Here is a 13,661-nt window from a genome sequence, read left to right as displayed (position 1 = left end):
GAAATAGGCCTCTTTAGCATAGGGGCATGGCATGTATGATGCCGCGCTGCCCCCAAATAGAGTTTTCAAAATATTGCTAAATTGATACAGCTCGGTGAATAGAGCAGCAAAAGCATCTATCCTGCTTCACGTTAACGGCCGCGCCATGACCGACTTGAGAACCGCAAAAGGCCTCGATGATTTGACCAGCCCCTTTCTAGAAGCCTTAGCACTCGCCTGTGAGCGTGATTGGCGGATGCTCTTCGAGAACCTTGATGTGCGTCTGAGCCCTGGCGACATGTTACAGGTCAGTGGCCCTAACGGCAGTGGCAAGACCAGCTTGCTGCGCCTGCTGGCCGGATTGATGCGGCCAACCGCTGGCGAGATCCGCCTCAAGGACAAACCGCTACACAGTCATCGTGGCGAGCTGGCGCGCACCTTGCTGTGGATTGGCCATGCCGCCGGGATCAAGGACCTGCTCACCGCCGAGGAAAACCTCAGTTGGCTCTGCGCGCTGCACCAGCCGGCTGGCCGCGAGGCCATCTGGCAGGCGCTGGCGGCTGTTGGCCTGCGTGGTTTCGAGGATGTGCCCTGCCATACCCTGTCGGCTGGCCAGCAGCGACGCGTGGCTCTGGCCCGGTTGTACCTGGACAGCCCGTCGCTATGGATTCTCGACGAACCCTTCACCGCCCTGGACAAGCAGGGCGTGGCTCAGCTTGAAGAGCACCTCGCCGCTCACTGCGAACGCGGTGGAATGATCGTGCTGACCACTCACCACAGCCTGACGCGTGTACCTGCCGGCTACCGCGATCTCGATCTCGGACGGTGGCGCGTATGAGTGTCTTCGGGCTGCTGTTCGCCCGCGAAGCGCGGCTGCTGTTCCGGCGTCCGGCAGAACTGGCCAATCCGCTGGTGTTTTTTGCCATCGTGATCGCATTGTTTCCGCTGGCGGTGGGTCCCGAGACTAAACTGTTGCAAACCTTGTCTCCGGGACTGGTCTGGGTCGCGGCACTTTTGTCCGTCTTGCTCTCGCTGGACGGGCTTTTCCGCAGTGATTTCGAAGACGGCTCCCTCGAACAGTGGGTCCTTTCGTCGCACCCTCTGGCTCTTCTGGTTTTGGCCAAGGTGCTGGCACACTGGGTATTCTCCGGCCTGGCCCTGGTTCTGCTGGCGCCGCTGCTGGCGCTGATGCTCGGCCTGCCGAGCGCCTGCCTGCCGGTGTTGTTGTTGTCGCTGTTGTTGGGAACACCGATATTGAGTTTGCTCGGTGCCGTGGGGGCAGCGCTGACGGTGGGGCTCAAGCGCGGCGGCCTGTTGCTGGCGTTGCTGATTCTGCCGTTGTATATCCCGGTGTTGATTCTCGGCAGCGGTGCCTTGCAGGCAGCGTTGCAAGGCATGCCGGCAACGGGTTACCTGCTCTGGCTTGGCAGCCTGGCCGCCCTGGCGGTGACCCTGACACCTTTTGCAATAGCCGCCGGCCTGAAAATCAGCGTCGGCGAATAATGAGGTCTGGTCGGTTTACGGCCAGCAAAGACCCTTGGATGTACCGTGATGAACTGGACTTGGTTTCATAAGTTGGGCTCGCCCAAATGGTTCTATGGCATTAGCGGGCGCTTGTTGCCCTGGCTGAGCATCGCCGCCGTGCTGCTGATCGGTGTTGGCGTGGTCTGGGGACTGGCCTTCGCGCCGCCGGATTACCAGCAAGGCAACAGCTTTCGCATCATCTACATCCATGTGCCGGCCGCGATGCTGGCCCAGTCCTGCTATGTGATGCTGGCGGTCTGCGGCGTGGTGGGGCTGGTGTGGAAGATGAAGCTGGCCGATGTCGCCCTGCAATGCGCGGCACCCATCGGTGCCTGGATGACTGCGCTGGCGCTGATTACCGGGGCGATCTGGGGCAAACCGACCTGGGGCGCCTGGTGGGTCTGGGACGCGCGCCTGACCTCGATGCTGATCCTGCTGTTCCTGTATTTCGGCCTGATCGCTCTGGGCAATGCCATCAGCAACCGCGACAGTGCCGCCAAGGCCAGTGCGGTGCTGGCGATTGTCGGCGTGATCAATATCCCGATCATCAAATACTCCGTGGAGTGGTGGAACACCCTGCATCAGGGCGCGACTTTCAGCCTCTCCGAGAAACCGGCGATGCCCGTCGAGATGTGGATGCCGCTGCTGCTGACCGCGCTGGGCTTCTACTGCTTCTTCGGCGCCGTGCTACTGCTGCGCATGCGCCTTGAGGTGCTCAAGCGTGAGGCCCGGGCGAGCTGGGTCAAGACCGAAGTGCTGAACGAACTGGAGACGGCTCGATGAGTTTTGCTTCATTTGGCGAATTGATCGCTATGGGCCATCATGGTCTTTATGTCTGGTCGGCCTACGGTATCTGCCTCGCGGTACTGGTCCTGAACGTCGCGGCGCCACTGCTGGCCCGCCGGCGTTACCTGCAACAAGAGGCGCGACGTCTGCGCCGGGAGAATGCCAAGTGAACCCGTTGCGCAAGAAGCGTCTGATCATCATCCTGGCGATCCTGGTCGGGGTCGGTGCTGCCGTTGGCCTGGCCTTGAGCGCGCTGCAGGAGAACATCAATCTGTTCTACACCCCGACCCAAATCGCCAATGGCGAGGCGCCCCCGGACACACGGATCCGTGCCGGTGGCATGGTCGAGAAGGGCTCGCTGGTGCGTTCCAGCGACTCCCTGGACGTGAAATTCGTGGTCACCGACTTCAACAAATCCGTGACCATCACCTATCGCGGGATTCTTCCTGACTTGTTTCGTGAAGGGCAGGGCATCGTCGCCCTGGGTAAGCTGAACGCTGAAGGCGTGGTGGTGGCCGATGAAGTCCTGGCCAAGCACGACGAGAAGTACATGCCGCCAGAAGTGACCAAGGCACTCAAAGACAGCGGCCAGTCCGCATCCACTCCCACCAAAGAGGGTTGATCGATGAATTCGGAGCTGCTGATACCAGAGCTGGGCCACCTGGCCATGATCCTCGCGTTGTGCTTTGCCCTGGTGCAGGCCATCATCCCCCTGCTGGGTGCCTGGCGGGGGGATCGCCTATGGATGAGCCTCGCACAGCCCGCGGCCTGGGGACAGTTCGCCTTTCTCGTCTTTGCTTTCGGCATCTTGGTCTATGCATTCATGACCGATGACTTTTCCGTCAGCTATGTGGCCAACAATTCCAACAGCGCCTTGCCCTGGTACTTCAAGTTCAGTGCCGTGTGGGGCGCCCACGAAGGATCGCTGCTGCTCTGGGCGCTGATCCTCGGCGGCTGGACCTTCGCCGTGTCAGTGTTCTCCCGGCAATTGCCGCAAGTGATGCTGGCCCGCGTACTGGCGGTGATGGGCATGATCAGTACCGGTTTTCTGCTGTTTCTGATCCTTACTTCCAACCCGTTCTCGCGCATTCTGCCGCAGATTCCGGCGGACGGGCGTGATCTCAACCCGTTGCTGCAGGACATTGGTCTGATCGTCCATCCGCCGATGCTCTACATGGGTTATGTCGGTTTCTCGGTGGCCTTCGCTTTCGCCATCGCCGCGCTGCTCGGTGGTCGGCTCGACGCCGCCTGGGCGCGCTGGTCGCGGCCCTGGACCATCGTTGCCTGGGCATTCCTCGGCATCGGTATCACCCTTGGTTCCTGGTGGGCTTACTATGAGCTCGGCTGGGGTGGCTTTTGGTTTTGGGACCCGGTGGAGAACGCTTCGTTCATGCCCTGGCTGGTGGGCACGGCGCTGATCCATTCCCTGGCAGTCACGGAAAAGCGCGGAGTGTTCAAGAGCTGGACCGTGCTGCTCGCCATCGCTGCATTCTCCCTCAGCCTACTGGGTACCTTCCTGGTGCGTTCGGGTGTACTGACCTCGGTGCATGCATTCGCTTCCGACCCGGCGCGCGGCGTGTTCATCCTGATTTTCCTGCTGTTCGTGGTGGGTGGTTCGCTGACGCTGTTCGCCCTGCGGGCGCCAGTGGTAAAAAGCCATGTGGGCTTCAATCTGTGGTCCCGCGAAACCCTGCTGCTGGGTAACAATCTGGTGCTGGTGGTGGCAGCCTCGATGATCCTGCTGGGTACCTTGTATCCGTTGGTGCTCGATGCCTTGACTGGTGCCAAGCTGTCGGTCGGCCCGCCGTACTTCAATGCATTGTTTATTCCGCTGATGGCGCTGTTGATGGTGGTGATGGCGGTCGGCGTACTGGTGCGCTGGAAGGACACCCCGGTGAAATGGCTGCTGGGCATGCTGACCCCGGTGTTGCTGGGTAGCGTGGCCTTGGCCATCGTCGCGGGTGTGGTCTATGGCGACTTCAACTGGGCAGTGCTGGCGACCTTCCTACTGGCGGCTTGGGTGGTACTGGCCGGTGTCCGCGACATCCTCGACAAAACTCGCCACAAAGGCCTGATCAAGGGCTTGCCGGGCCTGACTCGCAGTTACTGGGGCATGCAGCTGGCGCACTTGGGAATCGCGGTCTGTGCCTTGGGCCTGGTGCTGGCGAGCCAGGAGAGCGCCGAACGCGATTTGCGCCTGGCGCCGGGTGAGTCCATGGAATTGGCCGGTTATCACTTCGTCTTCGAAGGGGCCAAGCACTTCGAAGGACCGAACTTCACTTCGGACAAAGGCACCATCCGGGTGATCGACAACGGCAAGGAAATTGCCGTGTTGCATCCGGAGAAACGTCTCTATACCGTCCAGCAATCGATGATGACCGAAGCCGGGATCGACGCTGGCTTCACCCGTGACCTCTATGTCGCTCTCGGCGAGCCGTTGGGCGATGGTGCCTGGGCGGTACGAGTGCATGTCAAACCGTTCGTTCGCTGGATCTGGTTCGGCGGCCTGCTGACCGGTTTTGGCGGTTTGCTGGCGGCGTTGGATCGGCGTTATCGGGTCAAGGTCAAGAGCCGTGTACGTGAAGCACTGGGCATGAGTGGAGTGACTGCATGAAGCGTTGGGTCATGATATTGCCGCTGGCGCTGTTTCTGGTGATGGCGGTGTTTCTGTATCGGGGGTTGTTCCTGGATCCGGCCGAGTTGCCCTCGGCCATGATTGGCAAGCCGTTCCCGGCGTTTTCCCTGCCCAATGTGCAGGGCGACAAGACCCTGACCCAGCTCGACCTGCACGGCAAGCCGGCGCTGGTCAACATCTGGGGAACTTGGTGCATTTCCTGCCGGGTCGAGCACCCGGTACTGAACCAGCTCGCCCAGCAGGGCGTACAGATCTATGGGGTGAACTACAAGGATGACAACGCCGAGGCGCTGAAGTGGCTGAAGGATTTCCACAACCCCTACCAACTGGATATCCGTGACGAACAAGGCAGTCTGGGTCTGGACCTGGGCGTGTATGGCGCGCCGGAAACCTTCTTTATCGATGCCAAGGGCGTGATTCGCTACAAGTATGTCGGGGTGATCGACGAAGTGGTCTGGCGCGAGCAACTGGCGGCGGTCTACCGGTCGCTGGCGGACGAGGCCCGGCCATGAAGCGTTGGTTAGCCGCCGTTGCCCTGGGCCTGACCCTGACCGGCATCGCCCATGCTGCTATTGATACCTATGAGTTCGCTAATGAGGCTGAACGTGAGCGTTTCCGTGATCTGACCAAGGAACTGCGCTGCCCCAAGTGCCAGAACCAGGACATCGCCGACTCCAACGCTCCGATTGCCGCCGACCTGCGCCGGGAGATTTTTCGCATGCTCGGCGAGGGCAAGGACAATCAACAGATCATCGACTTCATGGTCGATCGTTATGGCGATTTCGTTCGTTATAAGCCGGCCCTGACGGGCAAGACCGCGTTGCTCTGGTTCGGCCCCGCAGGGTTGTTGCTGGGTGGCCTGGTCGTGATTGCGGTGATCGTCCGCCGCCGCCGCGCCCGGCGCAACGAAGCCCCGGATACGCTTTCCGCCGAGGAGCGTGAGCGCCTCGACCACTTGCTGGATAAAAACCACGAATGATTGATTTCTGGCTTGCTACAGGTCTGTTGTTACTGATCGCCCTGAGTTTTCTGCTGATCCCGATACTGCGTGATCGCCGCGCCCAGCGGGAAGAGGATCGAACCGCGCTGAACGTGGCGCTTTACCAGGAGCGCGTGACTGAGCTGCAGGCTCAGCAGGCAGAAGGTGTGCTGACGGCGCAGCAGATGGACAGTGGCCATGCCGAAGCCGTTCGCGAATTGCTGGCCGATACCGAGGGCGTGGCTCCGGCGCGGGTATCGCGGCTGGGCAAGCCGCTTCCGTTGCTGGCGGCGGTGTTGGTGCCGGTGCTTGGGTTAGGGTTGTACCTGCATTATGGCGCCAGCGACAAGGTCGAATTGGCCCGTGAATTCGCCCAGGCACCGCAGTCCATGGCTGAGATGACTTCGCGCCTCGAACGGGCGGTGGCAGCTCAGCCGGATTCCGCCGAAAGCCTGTATTTCCTTGGGCGTGCCTATATGGCCCAGGAGCGTGCGGCAGAGGCGGCAAAGCTCTTCGAACGCACGGTCCAGTTGGCTGGCCGTCAGCCGGAACTGCTCGGGCAGTGGGCCCAGGCGCGGTACTTCGCCGAGGGTAAGCAGTGGTCGCCGTCCGTACAGGCACTGACCGATGAAGCCCTCAAGGCCGATCCGAACGAGGCCACCAGCCTGGGTCTGCTTGGCATCGCCGCCTTCGAAGGTCAGCGTTACCAGGAAGCCATCGACTACTGGACACGCCTGTTGGCCCAGTTGCCGGCGCAGGACCCATCCCGCGCCGCCATGCAGGGCGGTATCGACCGCGCCAGCGAGAAGTTGCTGCAATCTGGTGGCAAGGTCGACAAAGCGGCGGTTGCCCAAACCGCCGTGCTCAAGGTTCGGGTCGAGCTGGCCGCCGACCTGAAAGCCAAGGTGCGACCGAGCGACAGCGTCTTTATCTTTGCCCGTGCCACCCAGGGGCCACCGGCGCCGCTGGCGGCCAAACGGCTGACGGTAGCCGATCTGCCGGCCACGGTCGAGTTGGGGGATGTGGACGCGATGATGCCGCAATTGAAACTGTCCAACTTTCCTGAAGTCCAACTGGTTGCACGGGTTTCCCGCGCCGGCCAGCCGACGGCAGGCGAGTGGATCGGGCGCAGCCAGCCGTTGGCCAGCAGCACCGCCGCGCAACAGAACCTGACCATCGACAGCCCGGACAAATAGAGAATCCGCCATGACCGCCATCGCTCGCCTCTCCCTGTTAACGCTGGTCCTGGGGTTGAGCGCTTGTGCGGTTCATCAGCCGCCGCCCTCCGGCCCGACCATCCCGCCTTCCGGCCCGAGTACTCAACCCTACCCGCCGGCCACGCCGGGGAAACCGATCCCGCCGGCCAAGCCGCGTCCGAGCACCTCCGCGACCTTCGCCCCGCCACCGGGTGGTGGCAGTCATTGGGACGGGCAAATGGGCGTCTATGTGCTCGACAGCCAGCCCAACACCTTCTATCGCCAGCGCACCTACTATCGCTGGAACAACGGCTGGAGTCGCGCCATCAGCCCCAATGGGCCGTGGGAGGAGACCGATATTCACGGTGTGCCACCAGGGCTGAGCAAACAGTTTGGGCAGTAAGTGAAAACGGCGACCTCGATGGGTCGCCATTTTTTTTTGCGCTCGCTGAACATCTCGTCAATTGGCGTTTTAATGTCCCAGGCACTGGCACGGCCTGATATCGATCTACAATCGTGAGCGTCCGCGTCAGTCTTTGAGATACAAAATGCCAGATGTCGTGCATCGGACGTTGTCGTGAAGCAGGTGTAAATCTATTTCAGGACTAGCGAGATACTGATATTTCATCCTCGAGCCCGCTGATTAGCGCTATAACAGTCTTGGTGAGTTTGCATCCATCGATATCTCTACTCAAGGAACCTGAATTCCCATGAAATCGATTTTCGGTAAATCGGCCCGCCGTAGTGCGTGGGCTTCGGCGCTGAGCTGCGCGGTATTGATGTCTGTCGGTGTGGCGCGGGCCGCCGATGCCCCGGCCCAGAGGGTCGCGGTACGCGGTGAGATCACCGCGGTCGAGGCGGATGCACTGAAAGTGCATACCCTCGCCAACGAGGATGTCACGGTCGGCCTGACCGAGGACACTCAGGTGCGCGGCGTGACCCTGGCGAAAATCACGGATATCAAGCCCGGCAGTTATATCGGCACGGCAGCGATGCCCGGTCCGGATGGCACGCTGACATCGATGGAGGTGCATGTCTTCCCGCCGGAGATGGCCGGTACGGGAGATGGTCATCGACCGTTCGACCTGGCGCAGGGCAGCACCATGACCAATGGCCGCGTGGGTGAGTTGAAAGTCGCCGAGGGTCGGACCCTGACCGTAAACTACAAGGGCGGCGAGAAAAAGGTGGTGGTGCCCGAGGGCGTGCCGATCGTCAACCTGGTGCCGGGAGATCGCAGCCTGCTCAAGCCAGGCGTGAAGGTGGTGTTGTTCGCTCAGCAGGGCGCGGACGGCAAGCTGACAGCGGTGGGGATTTCGGCGGGGGAGAACGGGATCAAACCGCCGATGTAGATGGGATTGTCCGGGTTGGAATGCCGCCCCAGGCAAGCCTGCTCCCGCGTTGTTGAGCTGGGATTTCGTGACAGGCTTGCCCGCGAAGCTTGAGGGTTATCGGCCGGTGTAGATCTGGTCGAACACACCGCCGTCGTTGAAGTGGATCTTCTGCACCGCTCGCCAGTCGCCGAAGGTCTTCTCCACCGAGAGGAAGTCGACTTTCGGGAACCGATCGGTGAACTTGGCCTGCACCGCCGGATCACGCGGGCGCAGGTAGTTGTTGGCGGCGATTTCCTGGCCTTCTGGCGACCATAAGTACTTCAGGTATTCTTCTGCCGCTATGCGGCTGCCTTTCTTGTCGACCATCTTGTCGACCACGCTCACTGGTGGCTCGGCCTCGGCAGAGACGCTTGGGTAGATCACTTCGAACTGGTCGCGACCGAACTCTCGGGCAATCATTTCCGCTTCGTTCTCGAAGGTTACCAGCACGTCGCCGATCTGGTTGGTCATGAAGGTCGTGGTGGCGGCGCGGCCACCGGTATCGAGCACCGGTGCCTGTTTGAACAGCCTGGCGACAAAGTCCTTGGCCTGGTTTTCATCACCACCGTTCTTCAGCACATAACCCCAGGCCGACAAGTAGGTGTAGCGGCCATTACCCGAGGTCTTCGGGTTCGGCACGATAACTTGCACGCCGTCCTTGAGCAGATCCGGCCAGTCCTTCAGAGCCTTGGGGTTGCCCTTGCGCACGATAAACACGGTCGCCGAGGTGAAGGGCGCGCTGTTGTTCGGCAGGCGGCTGGCCCAGTTCTCCGGCACCAGCTTGCCATTGTCCACCAGCGCATTGATGTCAGTGGCCATGTTCATCGTAATCACGTCCGCCGGCAGGCCGTCGATAACCGAACGCGCTTGTTTGCTGGAGCCACCGAAGGACATCTGCACAGTGATGTTTTCGTGGTGCTCGGCCTGCCAGTGTTTCTGGAAGGCGGCGTTATAGTCCTTGTAAAAGTCGCGCATGACGTCATAAGACACGTTCAGCAGAGTCGGAGCGGCCTGGACCACGCTGGCGAATGCCAGGCCAACGGCCAGGAGTGAGGCGCCAAAAAGTGTTTTCACCGCGCATTCCTTGTTCGAGTAGAGAAAGGCAATTTGCCAGCGACTATAACGGCGGTGGCATAGTCGCTTAAAGATTAAAAAGTACTGTGCTTATTCCAATTTCCGAAAAAGTGCATTGCCACACCGGGAGCAGAAAGAGGCTTCGGGTTCGTGGCTGTTCTTCTTGCATACCGGGCAATCGTGTTGGAGTTGTTCACCGCGCAAGGTACTGGCCAGTTCGGCGGTGAAAATTCCGGTGGGTACGGCGATGATCGAGTAGCCAGTGATCATCACCAGGGCCGAGATCACCTGGCCGAGCGTGGTCTTGGGCACTATGTCGCCGTAGCCCACCGTGGTCAGGGTGACGATAGCCCAATAGATGCTTTTCGGAATGCTGGTGAAGCCATGCTCCGGGCCTTCGATCACGTACATCAGGGTGCCGAATACGGTCACCAGGGTGCAGACACCGAGCAGGAACACCAGGATCTTCTGTTTGCTGCCGCGCAGGGCCGCGAGCAGGTAATGGGCCTGTTTCAGGTACGGGCCGAGCTTAAGTACCCGGAAGATCCGTAGCATACGGATAATGCGGATGATCAGGAGGTACTGCGCATCGCTGTAGTAAATCGCCAGGATGCCGGGGACTATCGCCAGCAGGTCCACCAGTCCGTAGAAGCTGAAAGCGTAGCGCAAGGGGCGTGGCGAGCAATAGAGGCGCGCCAGGTATTCGATCGCGAAGATCAACGTGAAACCCCACTCGATGTACGCCAGGGCGTCGGCGAAGTTCTGATGGACGCTCTCGATACTGTCGAGGATCACCACCACCAGGCTGGCGAGGATGATCAGCAGGAGGATCTTGTCGAAACGTCTGCCGGCGACGGTATCGGTTTGGAAAACCATGACATAGAGCCGTTGGCGCCAGTCGTTGTTGCTGTTCATGAGGTGCTGCCCAAACGGTAAATGTGGGCAGCGTGGGGCAATAGCGATCAATGCGCAAGCCGGGCTGGGGCAACGTCCGCGCTGCAGTTCGAGCCAGGAGGCGGTGGCCCGTGGCGAATGCCGGGGAGGGGCGGTTTACCGGTCGGGCTCGCAGCCCTTGAGCACCAGTCGCACGATGGTCTGCGCCGCCGCTTCATAATCGCTGTCGTCGAGCTTGGCCTTGCCGGTGATCGCGGAGATCTGCCAATCGAAGTCGGCATAGGTCTGGGTCGCGGCCCAGATGGTGAACATCAGGTGATGAGGGTCGATGGCGGCGATCTGTCCCTGGTCGATCCAGCTCCGGATGCACTCGATATTGTGTCGGGCCTGGGCATTGAGCTGTTCCACTTGCTCGCCGCTCAGGTGCGGCGCGCCGTGCATGATTTCGCTGGCGAAAACCTTGGAGGCCGCCGGCAGGTCACGGGAGATGCGGATTTTCGAGCGGATATAACCGGCCAGCACTTCGTTGGGCACGCCTTCGGGGTTGAACGGCGTTGACGCCTGCAGGATCGGCTCGATAATGCTTTCCAGTACCTCTCGGTAGAGGTTGTTCTTGGACTTGAAGTAGTAATAGACATTGGGCTTGGGCAGGCCGGCCCTGGCCGCGATGTCGCTGGTTTTGGTGGCAGCGAAACCCTTGTCGGCGAACTCTTCACTGGCTGCGCGCAGAATCAGTTCTTTGTTGCGTTCGCGGATGGTGCTCATAAAGCGCGATGTTCCTTGCCTGTGCGGGCGGTCGGGCATGGTAGCACCGGGCTTGCGCGAGTCTCAAGATTGCCCTGCGGGACGCCCGGCGGCACACTGTGCAACGCAACTTTCCTGAGGAATGCACCATGGCAGGAAGCAGTTTACTGGTCTTGATCGACGATATCGCGGCGGTCCTGGATGACGTCGCACTGATGACCAAGCTGGCGGCCAAGAAAACCGCCGGTGTTCTGGGCGACGACCTGGCCCTCAACGCCCAGCAGGTCTCCGGGGTGCGCGCCGAGCGTGAGCTGCCGGTGGTCTGGGCGGTGGCCAAGGGGTCGTTTCGCAACAAGCTGATCCTGGTTCCGGCGGCACTGGCGATCAGCGCGCTGGTGCCCTGGCTGGTGACGCCGCTGTTGATGTTGGGCGGCGCCTACCTGTGTTTCGAAGGCTTTGAAAAGCTCGCGCATAAATTCCTCCACAGCCAGGCCGAGGACCAGGCCGGGCATGCCCAATGGGTACAGGCGATGAGCGATCCGGCGAGCGACCTGGTGGCATTCGAGCGGGACAAGATCAAGGGGGCGGTGCGTACCGACTTCATTCTCTCGGCGGAGATCATCGCCATTACCCTGGGCACGGTGGCCGATGCACCGTTGTTACAACAGGTGGTGGTTTTGTCGGGCATTGCCCTGGTGATGACGGTCGGGGTGTATGGCCTGGTGGGCGGTATCGTCAAGCTCGACGACGGCGGCCTGTACCTGAGTCGTCGGGCCGGTGACGGCGCTTGGGCCGGTTTGCAACGCCGTTTCGGGCGTGGCGTGCTGAGTGCCGCGCCGTACTTGATGAAGAGTTTGTCGGTGATCGGCACGGCGGCGATGTTCCTGGTCGGTGGGGGGATTCTCACCCATGGCGTGCCGGCGTTGCATCACTGGATCGAAGGTGTGGCCACGGCTACCGGCGGCTTTGCGGCGGTGGTGCCGACGCTGCTCAATGCGGTGGTGGGGATTGTCGCCGGAGCGCTGGTTATGGCGCTGGTTTCGCTGACCGGCAAGCTCTGGCGCATGGCTCGCGGCTGATTATCAGCTTGTCCGGGTAGCGCCGATGGGGGGGCGTCGGGCAGTCGAGCACAAAAAGCTCGCCACCTGCTCCGGCTCAGTGGGTACGCGCTCCCTGGTTGATCCAGGCGCCAATCAGCTCACGTTCCTGCTGGGTCATCTGGGTGATATTGCCCAGGGGCATGATCTGGCTCGTGACGGCCTGGGCTTGGATCCGAGGAGCCAATTGCTGGATCTGTTGTGCGGTGTCGAGCATCACGCCAGCCGGGGCGGTGCTGAACAACGGGCTGCTGGGCTTGGCCGAATGGCACACCGCGCAACGTTCTTGGATCACGCTGTGGACCTTGTCGAAAGCAATATCGCCGGAGGCGTTGTTCGCCGATGTCGGCACTGCGGGCGTGGCCGGCTCAATGGTTGGCGCCGGCTTGAGCCCACCGTCCAGGGCGGTTTCCGGCAACGGCTGGTAGTCGATCTTCGCCGCCGCCCTGGCCGCTGGCGGTGCGCTCGGGCTCGATGCGGGTGCGGTGACATAGGCCAGGCAGATCATGCCCAGCGCCGCGACCGGCAAGGTCCAGGCAAACTTATGGCTGTCGTGACGGCAGTTGAAGTGATGCCGCACCAACACCGCCAACAGCGCGATCCCGGCCAGAATCAGCCAGTTGTACTGGCTGCCGTAGGTGCTTGGGAAATGGTTGCTGATCATGATGAACAGCACCGGCAAGGTGAAATAGTTGTTGTGTCGTGAGCGCAACAGGCCTTTGGCCGGCAATGTCGGGTCGGGCGCACGGTTCTCGGCGATCGCCGCCACCAGGGCGCGTTGCGCCGGCATGATAATGGCAAAGACGTTGCCGACCATGAGGGTGCCGATGATTGCGCCAACGTGCAGGTAGGCCCCACGTCCGCTGAACACCTTGCTGAAACCGTAAGCCGAGGCGATCAGCAGGACAAACAGGATGAAGCCAAGCAGGGCCGGACGCTTGCCCAAGGCCGAGTCGCAGAGGCAGTCGTAGACGAACCAGCCGACGATCAGCGCGCCGATGCCGATGGCGACGCCGGCCGGACCACTCAGGCCGCTACCCGGGGCCACGAGATAGAGTAGGGGGTTGGAGTAGAACACCACACAGAGCAACGCGATCCCGGACATCCAGGTGAAATAGGCTTCCCATTTGAACCAGTGCAGGTTGTCCGGCATGGTCGGCGGGGCCAACCGGTATTTTTCCAGGTGGTAGATGCCGCCGCCGTGGATGGCCCAGAGGTCGCCGGCCAGACCGTCCCTGGGGTTGACCCGATTGAGGTGGTTCTCCAGCCAGACGAAATAGAATGACGCACCGATCCAGGCGACGCCGGTGATCATGTGAACCCAGCGCACGCTCAGATTCAGCCATTCCATCAAATGTGCTTCCACGGCTCGTACCTCTTGCT

General features: G+C 61.3%; 16 protein-coding genes. 12 read left to right on the top strand and 4 right to left on the bottom strand.

Features of this window, described 5'->3' with window-relative positions:
• Positions 1-145: 145 nt before the first annotated feature.
• The 11 genes from ccmA (at position 146) to AWM79_RS08180 (ending at position 8,448) form a co-directional block, all read left to right on the top strand.
• On the top strand, positions 146-817 hold the full coding sequence (gene ccmA / locus AWM79_RS08230; RefSeq protein WP_167375425.1) for a cytochrome c biogenesis heme-transporting ATPase CcmA: 672 nt from the start codon (positions 146-148) through the stop codon (positions 815-817).
• Positions 814-1,482 carry a heme exporter protein CcmB gene (gene ccmB / locus AWM79_RS08225; protein ID WP_017131568.1) on the top strand — a complete coding sequence of 223 codons (669 nt, stop codon included), beginning with the start codon at positions 814-816 and terminating at the stop codon, positions 1,480-1,482. The genes ccmA and ccmB overlap by 4 nt, the downstream gene beginning before the upstream one ends.
• Before the next feature lie 45 nt (positions 1,483-1,527).
• Positions 1,528-2,286, top strand: coding sequence for a heme ABC transporter permease (locus tag AWM79_RS08220; protein WP_176987058.1), 759 nt, complete (start codon positions 1,528-1,530; stop codon positions 2,284-2,286).
• On the top strand, positions 2,283-2,459 hold the full coding sequence (ccmD, locus tag AWM79_RS08215) for a heme exporter protein CcmD (RefSeq protein ID WP_017131566.1): 177 nt from the start codon (positions 2,283-2,285) through the stop codon (positions 2,457-2,459). The genes AWM79_RS08220 and ccmD overlap by 4 nt, the downstream gene beginning before the upstream one ends.
• On the top strand, positions 2,456-2,911 hold the full coding sequence (gene ccmE / locus AWM79_RS08210; protein ID WP_017131565.1) for a cytochrome c maturation protein CcmE: 456 nt from the start codon (positions 2,456-2,458) through the stop codon (positions 2,909-2,911). The genes ccmD and ccmE overlap by 4 nt, the downstream gene beginning before the upstream one ends.
• Positions 2,912-2,929: 18 nt before the next feature.
• Positions 2,930-4,903, top strand: a complete 1,974-nt coding sequence (locus tag AWM79_RS08205) for a heme lyase CcmF/NrfE family subunit (protein WP_167375452.1) — start codon at positions 2,930-2,932, stop codon at positions 4,901-4,903.
• Positions 4,900-5,436, top strand: coding sequence for a DsbE family thiol:disulfide interchange protein (locus AWM79_RS08200; RefSeq protein ID WP_017131563.1), 537 nt, complete (start codon positions 4,900-4,902; stop codon positions 5,434-5,436). Before AWM79_RS08205 ends, AWM79_RS08200 begins: the two co-directional genes overlap by 4 nt.
• Positions 5,433-5,903 carry a cytochrome c-type biogenesis protein gene (locus AWM79_RS08195; RefSeq protein WP_017131562.1) on the top strand — a complete coding sequence of 157 codons (471 nt, stop codon included), beginning with the start codon at positions 5,433-5,435 and terminating at the stop codon, positions 5,901-5,903. The genes AWM79_RS08200 and AWM79_RS08195 overlap by 4 nt, the downstream gene beginning before the upstream one ends.
• On the top strand, positions 5,900-7,099 hold the full coding sequence (gene ccmI, locus AWM79_RS08190; RefSeq protein WP_060782578.1) for a c-type cytochrome biogenesis protein CcmI: 1,200 nt from the start codon (positions 5,900-5,902) through the stop codon (positions 7,097-7,099). Before AWM79_RS08195 ends, ccmI begins: the two co-directional genes overlap by 4 nt.
• A gap of 10 nt (positions 7,100-7,109) precedes the next feature.
• Positions 7,110-7,502, top strand: coding sequence for a hypothetical protein (locus tag AWM79_RS08185; protein ID WP_017131560.1), 393 nt, complete (start codon positions 7,110-7,112; stop codon positions 7,500-7,502).
• Positions 7,503-7,809: 307 nt separating this feature from the next.
• The gene (locus AWM79_RS08180; RefSeq protein ID WP_017131559.1) at positions 7,810-8,448 is read left to right on the top strand and encodes a hypothetical protein; all 639 of its coding nucleotides are present in this window, start codon (positions 7,810-7,812) and stop codon (positions 8,446-8,448) included.
• Positions 8,449-8,544: 96 nt separating this feature from the next.
• Here the strand turns inward: AWM79_RS08180 and AWM79_RS08175 are convergent, their stop codons facing one another.
• The 3 genes from AWM79_RS08175 to AWM79_RS08165 form a co-directional block, all read right to left on the bottom strand.
• Positions 8,545-9,543, bottom strand: coding sequence for a sulfate ABC transporter substrate-binding protein (locus AWM79_RS08175; RefSeq protein WP_017131558.1), 999 nt, complete (start codon positions 9,541-9,543; stop codon positions 8,545-8,547).
• Positions 9,544-9,633: 90 nt separating this feature from the next.
• Positions 9,634-10,458, bottom strand: coding sequence for an ion transporter (locus AWM79_RS08170; protein ID WP_017131557.1), 825 nt, complete (start codon positions 10,456-10,458; stop codon positions 9,634-9,636).
• A gap of 135 nt (positions 10,459-10,593) precedes the next feature.
• Positions 10,594-11,202, bottom strand: coding sequence for a TetR/AcrR family transcriptional regulator (locus AWM79_RS08165; RefSeq protein ID WP_017131556.1), 609 nt, complete (start codon positions 11,200-11,202; stop codon positions 10,594-10,596).
• Positions 11,203-11,330: 128 nt separating this feature from the next.
• Between AWM79_RS08165 and AWM79_RS08160 the strand changes: the two genes are divergently transcribed.
• Complete coding sequence (locus AWM79_RS08160; protein ID WP_060782577.1) at positions 11,331-12,260, top strand: DUF808 domain-containing protein; 930 nt, start codon at positions 11,331-11,333, stop codon at positions 12,258-12,260.
• Positions 12,261-12,336: 76 nt separating this feature from the next.
• Here AWM79_RS08160 and AWM79_RS08155 read toward each other — a convergent pair whose 3' ends face one another.
• Complete coding sequence (locus AWM79_RS08155; RefSeq protein WP_026013127.1) at positions 12,337-13,644, bottom strand: urate hydroxylase PuuD; 1,308 nt, start codon at positions 13,642-13,644, stop codon at positions 12,337-12,339.
• Positions 13,645-13,661 lie beyond the last annotated feature (17 nt).

This window comes from Pseudomonas agarici (genome assembly GCF_001543125.1).
GTDB lineage: Bacteria > Pseudomonadota > Gammaproteobacteria > Pseudomonadales > Pseudomonadaceae > Aquipseudomonas > Aquipseudomonas agarici.
Note: the sequence above shows the minus strand (reverse complement) of the source record. Positions and strands in the feature narration are given on the sequence as shown.

What these genes read in the sequence shown, in the direction of transcription:
- ccmA (WP_167375425.1), top strand. Translation starts at nt 146, where the DNA reads ATGACCGACTTGAGAACCGCAAAAGGCCTCGATGATTTGACCAGCCCC.
- ccmD (WP_017131566.1), top strand. Translation starts at nt 2,283, where the DNA reads ATGAGTTTTGCTTCATTTGGCGAATTGATCGCTATGGGCCATCATGGT.
- AWM79_RS08160 (WP_060782577.1), top strand. Translation starts at nt 11,331, where the DNA reads ATGGCAGGAAGCAGTTTACTGGTCTTGATCGACGATATCGCGGCGGTC.
- AWM79_RS08170 (WP_017131557.1), bottom strand. Translation starts at nt 10,458, where the DNA reads ATGAACAGCAACAACGACTGGCGCCAACGGCTCTATGTCATGGTTTTC.
- AWM79_RS08180 (WP_017131559.1), top strand. Translation starts at nt 7,810, where the DNA reads ATGAAATCGATTTTCGGTAAATCGGCCCGCCGTAGTGCGTGGGCTTCG.
- AWM79_RS08200 (WP_017131563.1), top strand. Translation starts at nt 4,900, where the DNA reads ATGAAGCGTTGGGTCATGATATTGCCGCTGGCGCTGTTTCTGGTGATG.
- AWM79_RS08195 (WP_017131562.1), top strand. Translation starts at nt 5,433, where the DNA reads ATGAAGCGTTGGTTAGCCGCCGTTGCCCTGGGCCTGACCCTGACCGGC.
- ccmB (WP_017131568.1), top strand. Translation starts at nt 814, where the DNA reads ATGAGTGTCTTCGGGCTGCTGTTCGCCCGCGAAGCGCGGCTGCTGTTC.
- AWM79_RS08165 (WP_017131556.1), bottom strand. Translation starts at nt 11,202, where the DNA reads ATGAGCACCATCCGCGAACGCAACAAAGAACTGATTCTGCGCGCAGCC.
- ccmI (WP_060782578.1), top strand. Translation starts at nt 5,900, where the DNA reads ATGATTGATTTCTGGCTTGCTACAGGTCTGTTGTTACTGATCGCCCTG.
- AWM79_RS08185 (WP_017131560.1), top strand. Translation starts at nt 7,110, where the DNA reads ATGACCGCCATCGCTCGCCTCTCCCTGTTAACGCTGGTCCTGGGGTTG.